We start from the raw sequence: 13,161 nt of genomic DNA, 5'->3' as shown, positions 1-13,161 counted from the left end.
CCTAACGTCACGCGGGTGCTCAAGCTCTCAGTCGTCGTGCCGTTCTACAACGTGCAGACATACGCGCCGGACGTCCTGCGGAGTCTCGAACTGAACGCCCGGGAGGATTTCGAGTTCCTGCTGGTCGACGACTGTTCGACGGACGGCACGGCCGCCGTGCTGGAGCGGGCGGCGGAGCGGCTGCCGGGTGCCGTGTACCTCGCGCGGGACGGGAACGGCGGTCTCGCCACGGCCCGCAACACCGGTCTGGACGCCGCCCGCGGCGAGTACATCGCCTTCCTGGACGGCGACGACTGGCTCGCGCCCGGCCACCTGGCCCGCACGCTGGCCGCGGTCGAGGCGCTCGGCTGCGACTTCGTCCGCACCGACCACGTGCAGGTCACGGGCCGGGCGCGGAGCGTGGAGCGGGTGCCGTTCGGGCCGCAGGGCGTCGTGGCCGACCCGCGCGCCGCGATCCTGCCGGCCTCGCGGGCGACCGCGGTGGACTATCCGTACGCCTGGGCCGGCATGTATCACCGGCGGCTGCTGGACCGGGGATTGCTGCATTTCACGGACGGGCTGCGGACCGCGGAGGACCGGCCGTGGATCTGGCGGCTGCACCGGGAGGCGAAATCCTTCGCCGCGGTCGGAACGGCCGGAATCTTCTATCGGCGCGGCATTTCCACCTCGCTGACCCAGATCGGGGACGAGCGTCAGCTCGATTTCATTCGCGCATTTGATCAGGTCCTGTCGGATACGGCCACGGACCGGGATTCGCGCCTGCTCCTCCCGAAAGCCGTCCGGACATATTGCGCGATCATCGCTCATCAGATCGGATCCATCGAGAGGTTCGAACCGGCCGTGGCCAGAAAACTCCGCACGCTGAGCGCGGCTGCGCTCGCGCGCATGCCCCAGGCCCTGCTCGACCAGGCCCTGGACTCCATGGACGCGGACCGCTCCGCCCTGCTGCGCCGGCTGCGGCGCCGCGCCGCCTCGGGGGCCGCCGCGTGAGCGTCACCCAGATCTTCCTCGCCTCCACCCCCTACGGGACGGCCACCCTCGCGGCGGCCGTCGACGCGGACCTCTTCCCGCCGGCCGGCCGCCGCATCCTGCTGACCAGCAACCACTCCCCCGCCCCCGAGGTCACCCCGGGGCCGGCCGCCATGCCGGGCTTCGCCGCGCTGCGCGCCCGCTTCGACGAGGTGCTCGACTGGAACGCCGTCATCGCGCCGCAGCACCCGAGCGTCTGGGCCCCCCGCGAGGAGGACGTCCCGATGTGGGAGCGGCAGCTGCGCACGCTGTGGGGGCTCGGCGAGGACCGGGTCGAGCTCGTCGTGGAGTCGCTGCAGGTCCCCCCGGCGCAGAGCCTGTGCCGGCTGTTCCCCGGCGCCGCCGTCGACGTCTATGCCGACGGGCTGATGAGCTACGGACCCACCCGCTTCCGGCTCGACCCGCAGATCGGGACCCGGGTGCGGCGGGTGCTGCACCTCGACCTGGTCCCGGGGCTGGAGCCGCTGCTGCTGACGGAGTTCGGGGTGCCCGGGGAGCTGGTGCCCGGCAACCGCTTCCTGAAGGTGCTGGCCGAACTCGCGGCGCACGCGCGGGCGGTGCCGGAGGTCGGCGAGGCCCCGGCCCTGCTGCTCGGGCAGTACCTGTCGGCGCTGGAGCTGATGTCGGCGGCCGAGGAGGAGGAACTGCACGTGGAGATGGTGCGCGGGGCGCACGCCCGGGGCCACCGGGAGCTGGTCTTCAAACCGCACCCGAGCGCCCCGGCGCAGTACGCGCGGCGGGCCGAGGCGGAGGCGCGGCGGCTGGGGGCGCGGCTGACGGTGATCGGGGAGCCGGTGCTCGCGGAGACGCTGTACGAGCGGCTGCGCCCGGCCCTGGTGGTGGGGTGCTTCTCGACCGGGCTGCTCACGGCGGCGACGCTGTACGGGATCCCGGTCGCCCGGACCGGGACGCAGGCCCTGCTGGCCCGCCTGGAGCCGTACCAGAACAGCAACCGGATCCCGCTGACCCTGGTGGACGCGCTGCTGCCGGAGCTGTCGGGGTCCGCGGAAGCGGCCCTGCCGGACGTGGCCGGCCTCGTGGCGGCGGTCGGCTTCACGATGCAGCCGCGCGTCCTGGCGGAGCGGCGCGAGCAGGCGCGGACGTACCTCTCGGGCTCACTGACCCCGCGCACCTGGCGGTACTTCAAGCGCAGCCGGCTGACGGTGCTGGGGCTTCCGGGCGGGGTCCCGGCCCGGCTGGCGTTCCTGCCGCGCAGCCCGCTGCTGCGCCGGACGGCCCACCGCGTACTGCGCCGGCTGCGCCGGCGCTGACCGGCGGGCGGCGCCCGTCGGCGCCTCAGCCCGTGGCGAGCTTCGCGGCGAAGCCGAGGAAGAGGACGCCCGCCGCCGAGGTGGCTCCCGCCGAGAGCCGCTTGCGGCGGCGGAAGGCCGCCGACAGCCGGGTCCCGCTGAATATCAGCGTGGACAGGTACAGGAAGCTCGCCAGCTGCGACAGCGTCCCCAGCAGCAGGAACGACAGCGCGGGGTAGGCGTAGCCCGGGTCCACGAACTGCACGAAGAACGAGAGCAGGAACAGGATCGCCTTCGGGTTGAACAGGCTCACCACCAGCGCCCGCCGGTACGGCCGCTCGTCCGCCACCTCCGGCTCGGCCAGGGCCTCCTCCTGCCGGGCGGCCCGGTCGCGCCACATGCCCCACGCCGCCCGCATCATCCCGACCGCCAGCCACGCCAGGTACCCGGCCCCGAGGAACTTGACCAGCGTGAAGACCACCGGACTGGCCTTGAGCAGCGCTCCGGCCCCGGTGGCGGTGAGGAACATCAGGACGGTGTCCCCGGTGAACACCCCGCAGGCGGCCTTGTACCCCTCGCGGACGCCCTTGCGCGCGGCGACGGACAGCACGTAGAGGGAGTTCGGCCCCGGCAGGAGGACGATGAGGACGAGGCCGGCGAGATAGGTCGGCAGATCGGTGACACCCAGCATGGGAGGGAGTCTCCCACGCGAGTGCGAAAGGCCGGAATTCGTCTTGCGGGGCCCCGGGGAAGCAGGGTCAGGAGGCGTCCGCCGGTACGTAGCTGCCCCACACCTCACGCAGCGCCCCGCACACCTCCCCCACCGTGGCCCGGGCCCGCAGTGCCTCCTTCATCGGGTAGAGCACGTTCGCCGAGGCGTCGGCGGCCGCCGCCCGCAGCGCGTCCAGCGCCGCCGTCACCGCCGCCCCGTCGCGCTCCGCGCGCAGCCGCGCCAGCGCCGCGCACTGGCGCGCCTCGATCGCCGGGTCCACCCGCAGCGGCTCGTACCGCTCCTCCTCGGCGAGCGCGAACCGGTTGACGCCGACCACGACCCGTTCGCCCGTCTCCTGCTCCCGCGCGAGGCGGTAGGCGTTCCGCTCGATCTCGCCCTTCTGGAACCCGGCCTCGATCGCGGCCACCGCCCCGCCCAGCTCCGCCACCCGCCGCATCAGCCCGAGCACGGCCGCCTCCAGTTCGTCCGTCATCCGCTCCACCGCGTACGACCCCGCGAAGGGGTCCGCCGTGTGCGGTACGTCCGTCTCGTGCGCGAGCACCTGCTGGGTGCGCAGCGCGAGCCGCGCCGACTTCTCCGTGGGCAGGGCGATCGCCTCGTCGAAGGCGTTGGTGTGCAGCGACTGCGTGCCGCCCAGCACCGCGGCCAGCGCCTGCACCGCGACCCGTACGAGGTTCAGCTCGGGCTGTTGCGCCGTCAGCTGCACCCCGGCCGTCTGGGTGTGGAAGCGCAGCATCAGCGACCGGGGGTCCCGGGCGCCGAACTCCTCGCGCATCACCCGGGCCCAGATCCGCCGGGCGGCGCGGAACTTCGCGACCTCCTCCAGCAGGGTGGTCCGGGCGACGAAGAAGAACGACAGCCGGGGGGCGAAGTCGTCCACCGGCATGCCCGCGTCGAGTGCGGTACGGACGTACGCGATCGCGTCGGCCAGGGTGAAGGCGATCTCCTGTGCGGGCGAGGCCCCGGCCTCCGCCATGTGGTAGCCGGAGATGGAGATGGTGTTCCACTTGGGGATCTCGGCGCGGCAGTAGCGGAAGATGTCCGCGGTCAGCCGCAGGGAGGGGCCGGGCGGGAAGATGTAGGTCCCCCGCGCGATGTACTCCTTGAGCACGTCGTTCTGGATCGTCCCGGTGAGCCGGTCGGCCGCGATGCCCTCTTCCTCGGCCACGAGCTGGTACATCAGCAGCAGCAGCGCCGCCGGGGCGTTGATGGTCATGGAGGTCGAGACCCGGTCCAGGGGGATCCCGTGGAACAGCAGCCGCATGTCCTCGACGGAGTCGACGGCGACGCCGACCTTGCCGACCTCGCCGTGCGCGAGCGGTGCGTCGGAGTCGTGTCCCATCTGGGTCGGCAGGTCGAAGGCCACCGACAGGCCGGTCCCGCCGCCCTCGATCAGGTTGCGGTAGCGGGCGTTGGACTCGGCCGCGGCGCCGAAGCCGGCGTACTGCCGCATCGTCCAGGGCCGCCCGGTGTACATCGTGGGATAGACCCCGCGGGTGAAGGGGTACTCCCCCGGTACCCCGAGGCTGACGGCCGGGTCCCAGTCCGCGAGGGCCTCGGGGCCGTAGACCGGGTCGATGGGGATGCCGCTCTCGGTGCGTGCTGGGGGACGAACCATGACCCACTCCTCCGTGGTGCCGGCCGGTCCCGGGGTCACCGCCCGGACCCCGCTGCGTCGGCCGCTGGTCACAATGGCGCAACATCGCGGACCGGTCCGCAACTGTCCACGCCCGTCAGGCATCACCTACTTACACAACGGAGAACAACCGGGGGGCCGCCATGTACCGCCAGAAGGCAATAATCCGCACGCTGGGAGTCGCCACCGCCGTCGCGCTCGCCGCGACCGCCTGCGGGCCGCAGAAGTCGGGGGCCGCGGGCTCCCCTTCGACGGCTCCGTCCGCGCCCACGGCGGTCGCCTCACCCACCGCGTCCGCCACGGACGACGGCAAGGCCGCCTCGCCCTCGCCGTCGGCCTCCGCGTCCGCCTCGCCCTCCGCGTCGGCCTCGCAGCCGCCCGCCGTCAAGCCGATCATGGCCAACGGTGACGAGAGCGACCAGATCCGCGAGCTCCAGGCGCGGCTGCGCCAGCTCAAGCTGATGTCGGTGGCGCCGACCGGTTTCTACGGTTCGAAGACGACCGCCGCCGTCCGCACCTACCAGTCCGGGCACGGCCTGCCCGCGACGGGTTCGGTGGACCAGGCGACCTGGAAGAGCATCGAGGCCGCCAGCAAGAAGCCGACCGAGGAAGAGCTGCGGCCGCCGACCACCAACGAGGTGGACGCGCCGGACCCGCGCTGCATGCAGGGCCGGGTCATGTGCATCAGCAAGGAGAGCCGCACCCTCGCCTGGATGATCGACGGCAAGATCGTCTCCACCATGGACGTGCGTTTCGGGTCGGAGAACACGCCGACCCGCGAGGGCGAGTTCAAGGTGGAGTGGAAGGCCAAGGACTGGGTGTCGACGATCTACCACACGCCGATGCCGTACTCGATGTTCTTCAGCGAGGGCCAGGCGGTGCACTACTCGTCCGACTTCGCCGCCCGTGGCTACGCAGGTGCCTCGCACGGCTGCGTGAACGTCCGGGACAAGGGGAAGCTGTCGTCCTTGTTCGATCAGGTCCAGGTCGGCGACAAGGTCGTCGTCTACTGGTGAGACCGGCGGCTGCGGCCGGGGTCTACGTAGAGGGCGCGGGCGGGGCCGGGGGAACGTGCCCCGCCCGCGCCGGTTGCGCAGAGCCCAGGGGTACGGGGGGAACCCCGGCTCATGCGCGGCCGATGACCAGTCGGCTCGTTATGTACTGCGCCTGCGGGTCGAAAAGTGTTACAGCCAGGTGTGAGGGGGTCCCTCAGGCCGGCGTGCGGAAGCGCAGCGAGCCGCCCGGGAGCAGGGTCGGGGCCGGCAGGACGGCTCCCGTTCCCCGGTCGGGAGTGCCCGCGCCGGGGCCGTTCGCGCCGCTCTTGGTGGTGCCGCCGGGGCCGCCCAGCAGGCCGTCGCAGTAGTGCGGGACCTGCGCCAGGGTCTTGGCCAGCTTGATCAGCTTCTCCCGGCGGTCGCCGGTGAGCCGGCCCGCGCGGTAGTCGCCGCACAGCTCCTTCCCCTGGAGCCGCAGCTCCTTGTCCTTCTCCTTGTCCGCGTCCTGGCCCTTGTCCGCGCCGTCGGTGGTACCGGTGGTGCCGTCCGTGAGGCTGTTGCGGCCGTCGGAGCCGTCCGTGCCCGGGGTGCCGGTGCCGGCGGGTCCCGAGGTGAACCCGGAGGTGGCCCCGGGGTCCTTGCGTCCCTCGGTGCCCGGCAGCCGAGAGGCGCCGGGGGAGGGCGTGGAGCCGGCGCCGTCCCGCAGCGGGGTCGGCCGCAGCGGTGGGGCGGGGGTGAAGCCCGAGGCATCGCCGGACGGCCCGGGATCCGCGTCGGCGCTGACCGAGACGGCCGGTCCGGGAGCCGCCGCATCGTGCGTGGAGCCGTCCAGCAGGCCGCTGGCCGCCGCCGCCAGGCCGCCGACCGCGACGCTCGCCAGTGCGGCCGCCAGCCCGAGGCGCAGCGGGGTGCCGCGGCGCCGCTGCGCGGGTATCCGTACGAGCGGCGCGGGCGACAGGTCGACCAGGGGTTCGTCGGCGAAGGAGCGCGCGACCGGCTTCGCGGGCCGTGCGTCCCCGGCGCGGACGTCGGTGGCGCGGACCTCGGTGGCGCGGGCCGCGCGGAAGGCGGCCAGCGCGGCGGCCTCGCCGGGCAGTTCCCGGTCCGTGGACGTCGGCGGCACCAGTGCCGTCAGGGCTGCGCGCAGCCGCGCGGCGTCGGCCCGGGTCTGCTGGTCGGTGTCCGGCCCGACCGGCGGTTCGCGGCGCAGCAGTCGCTCCGCCGCGGCGCTGTCCAGCCACTTGTTGCGCTCGTCGGCCATCACATGTCCTTCTGCGTCCGCCAACGTGAATGCGTCACACCGGTTTGTTCCACCAGGCCCGCGCTCCGGCCGCGCTGTGCCGGTACGGCGTCGAGATCGCGGACGCCCGCGCCGCCCCGTGGCGGGCTCCCGGCATTATGACCGAAAGGGAGGGCCGCCTCCTTGTCCGGTGCGGGAGCGCCGGGTGCGGGAGCGCCGGGTGCGGGAGCGCCGGCGCCGCCGCCGGTCCCGTCCACCGTGGCGTCGAGTTCCGTGCCCAGCAGTTCCGCCAGCTTCTTGAGTCCCCGGTGCGCGGCGGTGCGTACGGCGCCGGGCCGCTTGCCGAGCGTCTCGGCGGCGCTCTTCGCGTCGAGGCCGACGACCACGCGCAGTACCACGGCCTCGGCCTGGTCCTGCGGGAGCTGCGCTATCAGCGCCATGGTCGAGCTGGTGGCGAGCGACTCCATCGCCGCGCCCGCGGTGTCGCTGTCGGCGGCGTGGCCGGTGAGTTCGCTGTCGTCCCCGCCGATGGCGGGGCGGCGGCCGCGCATCCGGATGTGGTCGAGGGCCCGGTTGCGGGCGATCCGGGCGGCCCAGCCGCGGAACCGGTCGGCGTCGCCGGTGAAGGAGTCGAGGTCGCGGGCGATCTGCAGCCAGGCCTCGGACGTGACGTCCTCCGCGTCGCCGTCGCCGACCAGCGTGCGTACGTATCCGAGCAGGCGCGGGTGCACGGCGCGGTACACAGTACGGAACGCGTTCTCGTCGCCGTCTTGTGCCGCGAGCACCGCGGCGGTCAGCTCCGCGTCGTCCCCCAGCAAAATCCCCAACCCGTTCACTGTCCTGTACGTGTGGCGCAAATCCGCACGTTACGGCCTTCAAGTACGTCTCGTCCACGAGTTGTACAACCAGCAACCAGCCCTGCGCGGAGCGGGGTGTGACAGAAAACGCATCCGGGGCGCTGACATGGATACGGGCTTGTCGCACGAGTCCGTGTCGGACGGCGACCGGGGCCTCTCCTGTGGGGGGTGGCGGCCTCGGTCGCCTTCCCCTGTTCGTCCTGGTCATGCATGCCCGGCGTCATCCTTTCGGCTCACTTCCGGGTGAAATCCTCGAATCGGCACGCCACACGCCGCCCTGCATCGCTAGCGTGGCGGTACACCCGCGCCGCGCCCCGAGGAGCCCCCCGCTGTCCAGCCACTTTCCGGCACAGGTCCAAGGGGGCACCGGAGCCCCTCCCGGACGTGGTCCGGGAAAGAAGTCTGGGGGAAGCTCCGGCGCTCCGGTACCCGTCGGCACCCACGGCCCGGGTCTCGCCCGGTTCAACGCGCTGCCCCACGACACGGCCCGGGCCGCCCTGCTGCACTGCTGCGGCAGCGGGCGCTGGGCCCACCGGCTGGCCGTCCACCGCCCCTACCCCGACCTCGCCGCGCTGCTGGCCGCGGCCGACGAGGCCTCGTACGACCTGTCCCAGGGCGATCTGACGGGGGCTCTGGCCTGCGAGTGCTCGGCGGAGCTGGCGCACGGCGCCCCGTACGCCGCGCTCCTCGCGCTGGACGCGGCGCGCGCGGAGTACGAGCGGACCTTCGGCCACGCCTTCGTGATCTGCCTGGACGCCCACCCGCCGGAGGAACGGGCGGACGCGCTGCTGGCGGCGATCCGGCGGCGGATGGCCCACGAGACGGACGAGGAGCGCGCGATCTCCGCGGACGAGCTGCGCCGGCTCGCCCAGGCCCGGCTCGTCCGGCTGCTGGAGCGGTTGTCGGCCGTCCCGGCCGGGCCGGTTCCGCCCGGCGGTCCGCCGGACGGCCCGTCCGCCGCCGATTTCGGGCTATTTGCACCTGTGGGGTAGCCCGTCCGTGCCTGTTTGATCACACCGATGGACCCGGCGCAAGGGAACCGACAAAGCGTCGCTACGATGTCCGGGGCCGGTGGACCGTACCCGGCCGGGCCCGACCGACAAAGAAGCCGGCTGGCCCCCGCCCCGCTTCCGGAGGGTTTTCCGTGCCGGCTGGAACGTTGTACCGCGGCCGGGAAGGAATGTGGTCCTGGGTGGCTCATCGAGTCACCGGCGTCCTCATCTTCTTCTTCCTGTTCGTACACGTCCTCGACACCGCTCTCGTCCGCGTCTCCCCCGAGGCGTACGACGATGTCGTGGCTACCTACAAGACCCCGATCGTCGCGCTGTTGGAGTACGGCCTCGTGGCCGCCATCCTCTTCCACGCGCTCAACGGTCTGCGTGTGATCGCCGTGGACTTCTGGTCCAAGGGCCCGCGTCTCCAGAAGCAGATGCTCTGGACCGTGCTGGCCGTGTGGATCGTGCTGATGGCCGGGGCCGTGTACCCCGTCCTGCACCACGCCTACCTTGAACTGTTCGGGAAGTGACACGCATGTCTTCTGACACTTCTTCCGCCCAGGCCATCGGCTCCGTGGAGGGCGTCTCCCTCTACGACGTCGACAACCCGGCGCCGTACATCGAGGCCCCGCGCAAGCGCACCGGTAAGACGCCGCGCTCGACCCGCGGCAACTTCGAGATGGCCGCGTGGCTCTTCATGCGCCTCTCGGGCATCGTCCTGGTGGTGCTGGTCATCGGCCACCTGATCATCCAGCTGGTGCTGGACGGCGGCGTCAGCAAGATCGGCTTCGCCTTCGTGGCCGGCCGCTGGGCGTCCCCCTTCTGGCAGGTCTGGGACCTGCTGATGCTGTGGCTGGCCATGCTGCACGGCTCCAACGGTCTGCGTACGGTCATCAACGACTACGCGGAGCGCCCCGGCACGCGGCTGTGGCTGAAGGGCCTGCTCTACACCGCCACGGTGTTCACCATCCTTCTGGGCACGCTGGTGATCTTCACCTTCGACCCGAACATCCGCTAGGCACGGGCTGAGGCGAATCGACTCATGAAGATCCACAAGTACGACACCGTCATCGTCGGCGCCGGTGGCGCGGGCATGCGCGCCGCCATCGAGGCGACGAAGCGCAGCCGCACCGCCGTGCTGACGAAGCTCTACCCCACCCGCTCCCACACGGGCGCCGCGCAGGGCGGCATGGCCGCCGCGCTCGCCAACGTGGAGGACGACAACTGGGAGTGGCACACCTTCGACACGGTCAAGGGCGGTGACTACCTGGTCGACCAGGACGCCGCCGAGATCCTGGCGAAGGAGGCCATCGACGCGGTCCTCGACCTGGAGAAGATGGGCCTGCCGTTCAACCGCACCCCGGACGGCACCATCGACCAGCGCCGTTTCGGCGGCCACTCCCGCAACCACGGCGAGGCGCCGGTCCGCCGGTCCTGCTACGCCGCGGACCGCACCGGCCACATGATCCTCCAGACGCTGTACCAGAACTGCGTCAAGGAGGGCGTGGAATTCTTCAACGAGTTCTACGTCCTGGACCAGCTGCTGGTCGAGGTCGACGGGGTGAAGAAGTCCGCGGGCGTCGTCGCGTACGAGCTCGCGACCGGCGAGATCCACGTCTTCCAGGCGAAGTCCGTGATCTACGCCTCGGGCGGCACCGGCAAGTTCTTCAAGGTGACCTCCAACGCGCACACCCTCACGGGTGACGGCCAGGCGGCCTGCTACCGCCGCGGCCTGCCGCTGGAGGACATGGAGTTCTTCCAGTTCCACCCGACGGGCATCTGGCGCATGGGCATCCTGCTGACGGAGGGCGCCCGCGGTGAGGGCGGCATCCTCCGCAACAAGGACGGCGAGCGCTTCATGGAGAAGTACGCGCCGGTCATGAAGGACCTCGCGTCCCGTGACGTCGTCTCGCGCTCCATCTACACCGAGATCCGCGAGGGCCGCGGCTGCGGTCCGGCCGGTGACCACGTGTACCTGGACCTGACGCACCTGCCGCCGGAGCAGCTCGACGCGAAGCTCCCGGACATCACCGAGTTCGCCCGTACGTACCTCGGCATCGAGCCGTACACGGACCCGATCCCGATCCAGCCCACCGCGCACTACGCCATGGGCGGCATCCCGACCAACGTCGAGGGTGAGGTCCTGGCGGACAACACCACCGTCGTCCCGGGTCTGTACGCGGCCGGCGAGGTCGCCTGCGTCTCCGTACACGGCGCGAACCGCCTGGGCACCAACTCGCTGCTGGACATCAACGTCTTCGGCAAGCGCTCGGGCATCGCCGCGGCCAAGTACGCGCACGAGAACGACTACGTCGAGCTGCCCGAGAACCCGGCGCAGCAGGTCATCGACCTGGTCGAGCAGCTGCGCAGCTCCACGGGCAACGAGCGGGTCGCGGACCTGCGCCTGGAGCTCCAGGAGACGATGGACGCGTGCGTGATGGTGTTCCGCACGGAGCAGACCATCAAGACCGCGGTCGAGAAGATCGCGGAGCTGCGCGAGCGCTACAAGAACGTGTCCGTCCAGGACAAGGGCAAGCGCTTCAACACGGACCTGCTGGAAGCCATCGAGCTGGGCAACCTGCTCGACCTGGCCGAGGTCATGGCCGTGTCCGCGCTGGCGCGCAAGGAGTCCCGCGGCGGTCACTACCGCGAGGACTACCCGAACCGCGACGACGTCAACTTCATGCGCCACACCATGGCGTACCGCGAGGTGGGCGACGACGGTAAGGACTCCGTCCGGCTGGACTACAAGCCCGTCGTCGTCACCCGCTACCAGCCGATGGAGCGTAAGTACTGATGGCCACCCCGACCCTCTCCAAGACGGACGCGATGGAGGCCGCGGCCGCGGCTTCGCCCTTCATCACGGTCACGTTCCGGATCCGCCGCTTCAACCCGGAGATCTCGGAGGAGTCGACCTGGCAGGACTTCCAGGTCGAGATCGACCCGAAGGAGCGCGTGCTCGACGGTCTCCACAAGATCAAGTGGGACCTCGACGGCACGCTGACCTTCCGCCGCTCGTGCGCGCACGGCATCTGCGGCTCCGACGCGATGCGGATCAACGGCAAGAACAGGCTCGCCTGCAAGACGCTGATCAAGGACATCAACCCGGAGAAGCCGATCACCGTCGAGGCCATCAAGGGCCTCACGGTGATGAAGGACCTCGTGGTCGACATGGAGCCCTTCTTCCAGGCGTACCGCGACGTCATGCCGTTCCTGGTGACGACGGGCAACGAGCCGACGCGCGAGCGCCTGCAGTCCGCCGAGGACCGCGAGCGCTTCGACGACACCACCAAGTGCATCCTGTGCGCCGCGTGCACGTCCTCGTGCCCGGTGTTCTGGAACGACGGCCAGTACTTCGGACCGGCGGCGATCGTCAACGCGCACCGCTTCATCTTCGACTCGCGTGACGAGGCCGGCGAGCAGCGGCTGGAGATCCTGAACGACAAGGACGGCGTGTGGCGCTGCCGCACGACCTTCAACTGCACCGACGCGTGCCCGCGCGGCATCGAGGTCACGAAGGCGATCCAGGAAGTCAAGCGGGCCCTGATCACCCGCCGCTTCTGATCCTTTGACACGCCGGACTACGTCCGGCGGTCTCGGCTGAGGCCCGTACCCCTTGGGGGTGCGGGCCTCAGCCGCGTTCCGGGGCATCCACGTTCACCCCCGTTCACCCCCGGGGCTGAACGGGCGGCCGGAAGAACCTTTCATCAGACGGATGGCGCCCCCGGACGGCGGTACCGTCACCGGCGTCGCTTGAACCGGAGCGCCGTCCGCACCCACACTGAGCGAAGGAGGTGCTTTCCATGTCCGCTCTCGCCCATGAGGCGCCGTGCGACCCAGGTCTCGACGAAGTCCTCTGGCAGGCCTGGAAGGCGATGGACCTTCCGGAGGGCTACCGGGCCGAGATCATCGAAGGGTCCATCGAGGTGTCTCCCACCGGCCGTCGCCGCCACACCGTACTCGTCCACCGTCTGCGCAGGATCCTGGAAGACCGCCTCGCAGGCAGCGGTATCGATGTCTACCAGGACGGTAACGTCATCCGCGGCCGAAAGGTCTGCATCCCCGACCTCTTCATGGCTCCCGAAGACCTGGACGAGATCCCGGACGAGGAAGGCCTGGGTGTGGACGCCACCCGTGTCTCGTTGGTCGCCGAGATCGTCTCCCCCGGCAAGGAGGCCCACCGGCGCGACCACATCCGCAAGCGCCGCTGGTACGCCCAGGCCGGAATCCCCGTCTACGTCGTCGTAGACGACTTCGACGACCAGGGCACGGTGACGGTGTTCAGCGGACCGGACCCGGAGAAGGGCGTCTACGCCACCAAGACCACCGTCTCCTACGGCACGACGGTCACGATCCCCGAGGGACCGGCGAAGGGTGTGGAGCTCGACGGCACCCTGACGCGCCCGTAGGCACCGGGAGTAGTGCA

At 71.3% G+C, this 13,161-nt stretch carries 14 protein-coding genes; 9 read left to right on the top strand and 5 right to left on the bottom strand.

From position 1 onward, the window contains the following. Positions 1-15 precede the first annotated feature (15 nt). Positions 16-990 (top strand): glycosyltransferase family 2 protein, encoded by a 975-nt coding sequence (locus ACZ4M3_RS05700; protein ID WP_467730370.1) that lies wholly within the window; start codon positions 16-18, stop codon positions 988-990. Beyond that, entirely contained in the window at positions 987-2,300 is a 1,314-nt protein-coding gene (locus ACZ4M3_RS05695) for a polysialyltransferase family glycosyltransferase (RefSeq protein ID WP_467730369.1), read from the top strand. Before ACZ4M3_RS05700 ends, ACZ4M3_RS05695 begins: the two co-directional genes overlap by 4 nt. Before the next feature lie 25 nt (positions 2,301-2,325). Here the strand turns inward: ACZ4M3_RS05695 and leuE are convergent, their stop codons facing one another. From leuE to ACZ4M3_RS05680, 3 genes are all read right to left on the bottom strand, one after another. Continuing rightward, positions 2,326-2,970, bottom strand: coding sequence for a leucine efflux protein LeuE (gene leuE, locus ACZ4M3_RS05690; RefSeq protein ID WP_467730368.1), 645 nt, complete (start codon positions 2,968-2,970; stop codon positions 2,326-2,328). 67 nt (positions 2,971-3,037) lie between these two features. After that, complete coding sequence (locus ACZ4M3_RS05685; protein WP_467730367.1) at positions 3,038-4,630, bottom strand: acyl-CoA mutase large subunit family protein; 1,593 nt, start codon at positions 4,628-4,630, stop codon at positions 3,038-3,040. A 130-nt stretch (positions 4,631-4,760) separates the two neighbouring features. Then, positions 4,761-5,045 (bottom strand): hypothetical protein, encoded by a 285-nt coding sequence (locus tag ACZ4M3_RS05680; protein ID WP_467730366.1) that lies wholly within the window; start codon positions 5,043-5,045, stop codon positions 4,761-4,763. Between ACZ4M3_RS05680 and ACZ4M3_RS05675 the strand changes: the two genes are divergently transcribed. Continuing rightward, a complete protein-coding gene (locus ACZ4M3_RS05675; RefSeq protein ID WP_467730365.1) occupies positions 5,044-5,664 on the top strand; it encodes a L,D-transpeptidase family protein in 621 nt (206 codons plus the stop codon). The genes ACZ4M3_RS05680 and ACZ4M3_RS05675 overlap by 2 nt on opposite strands. 193 nt (positions 5,665-5,857) lie before the next feature. Here ACZ4M3_RS05675 and ACZ4M3_RS05670 read toward each other — a convergent pair whose 3' ends face one another. Together ACZ4M3_RS05670 and ACZ4M3_RS05665 are read right to left on the bottom strand one after the other, a co-directional pair. Continuing rightward, the gene (locus ACZ4M3_RS05670; RefSeq protein WP_467730364.1) at positions 5,858-6,904 is read right to left on the bottom strand and encodes a hypothetical protein; all 1,047 of its coding nucleotides are present in this window, start codon (positions 6,902-6,904) and stop codon (positions 5,858-5,860) included. Continuing rightward, positions 6,904-7,701, bottom strand: coding sequence for an RNA polymerase sigma factor (locus ACZ4M3_RS05665; RefSeq protein WP_467730804.1), 798 nt, complete (start codon positions 7,699-7,701; stop codon positions 6,904-6,906). The genes ACZ4M3_RS05670 and ACZ4M3_RS05665 overlap by 1 nt, the downstream gene beginning before the upstream one ends. A gap of 329 nt (positions 7,702-8,030) precedes the next feature. Here ACZ4M3_RS05665 and ACZ4M3_RS05660 point away from each other — a divergent pair, with 329 nt between their 5' ends. The 6 genes from ACZ4M3_RS05660 (at position 8,031) to ACZ4M3_RS05635 (ending at position 13,144) form a co-directional block, all read left to right on the top strand. Beyond that, positions 8,031-8,732, top strand: a complete 702-nt coding sequence (locus ACZ4M3_RS05660) for a 2-oxo-4-hydroxy-4-carboxy-5-ureidoimidazoline decarboxylase (RefSeq protein ID WP_467730363.1) — start codon at positions 8,031-8,033, stop codon at positions 8,730-8,732. Positions 8,733-8,884: 152 nt separating this feature from the next. Then, positions 8,885-9,265, top strand: a complete 381-nt coding sequence (gene sdhC / locus ACZ4M3_RS05655) for a succinate dehydrogenase, cytochrome b556 subunit (RefSeq protein ID WP_467730362.1) — start codon at positions 8,885-8,887, stop codon at positions 9,263-9,265. Between the two features lie 5 nt (positions 9,266-9,270). Continuing rightward, positions 9,271-9,753, top strand: coding sequence for a succinate dehydrogenase hydrophobic membrane anchor subunit (locus ACZ4M3_RS05650; protein WP_467730361.1), 483 nt, complete (start codon positions 9,271-9,273; stop codon positions 9,751-9,753). A gap of 24 nt (positions 9,754-9,777) precedes the next feature. Beyond that, positions 9,778-11,532: a succinate dehydrogenase flavoprotein subunit gene (gene sdhA, locus ACZ4M3_RS05645; protein WP_467730360.1), complete on the top strand. Its 1,755-nt coding sequence runs from the start codon at positions 9,778-9,780 to the stop codon at positions 11,530-11,532. Continuing rightward, the gene (locus ACZ4M3_RS05640) at positions 11,532-12,299 is read left to right on the top strand and encodes a succinate dehydrogenase iron-sulfur subunit (protein ID WP_463410444.1); all 768 of its coding nucleotides are present in this window, start codon (positions 11,532-11,534) and stop codon (positions 12,297-12,299) included. Before sdhA ends, ACZ4M3_RS05640 begins: the two co-directional genes overlap by 1 nt. Positions 12,300-12,538: 239 nt before the next feature. Continuing rightward, positions 12,539-13,144: a Uma2 family endonuclease gene (locus tag ACZ4M3_RS05635; RefSeq protein ID WP_467730359.1), complete on the top strand. Its 606-nt coding sequence runs from the start codon at positions 12,539-12,541 to the stop codon at positions 13,142-13,144. The last annotated feature ends 17 nt before the right edge of the window (positions 13,145-13,161 follow it).

Source organism: Streptomyces sp. NPDC026522 (genome assembly GCF_055567555.1).
Note: the sequence above shows the minus strand (reverse complement) of the source record. Positions and strands in the feature narration are given on the sequence as shown.

What these genes read in the sequence shown, in the direction of transcription:
- ACZ4M3_RS05640 (WP_463410444.1), top strand. Translation starts at nt 11,532, where the DNA reads ATGGCCACCCCGACCCTCTCCAAGACGGACGCGATGGAGGCCGCGGCC.
- ACZ4M3_RS05670 (WP_467730364.1), bottom strand. Translation starts at nt 6,904, where the DNA reads ATGGCCGACGAGCGCAACAAGTGGCTGGACAGCGCCGCGGCGGAGCGA.
- ACZ4M3_RS05650 (WP_467730361.1), top strand. Translation starts at nt 9,271, where the DNA reads ATGTCTTCTGACACTTCTTCCGCCCAGGCCATCGGCTCCGTGGAGGGC.
- ACZ4M3_RS05635 (WP_467730359.1), top strand. Translation starts at nt 12,539, where the DNA reads ATGTCCGCTCTCGCCCATGAGGCGCCGTGCGACCCAGGTCTCGACGAA.
- ACZ4M3_RS05680 (WP_467730366.1), bottom strand. Translation starts at nt 5,045, where the DNA reads ATGATCGGCTTGACGGCGGGCGGCTGCGAGGCCGACGCGGAGGGCGAG.
- sdhA (WP_467730360.1), top strand. Translation starts at nt 9,778, where the DNA reads ATGAAGATCCACAAGTACGACACCGTCATCGTCGGCGCCGGTGGCGCG.
- ACZ4M3_RS05675 (WP_467730365.1), top strand. Translation starts at nt 5,044, where the DNA reads ATGGCCAACGGTGACGAGAGCGACCAGATCCGCGAGCTCCAGGCGCGG.
- leuE (WP_467730368.1), bottom strand. Translation starts at nt 2,970, where the DNA reads ATGCTGGGTGTCACCGATCTGCCGACCTATCTCGCCGGCCTCGTCCTC.
- ACZ4M3_RS05685 (WP_467730367.1), bottom strand. Translation starts at nt 4,630, where the DNA reads ATGGTTCGTCCCCCAGCACGCACCGAGAGCGGCATCCCCATCGACCCG.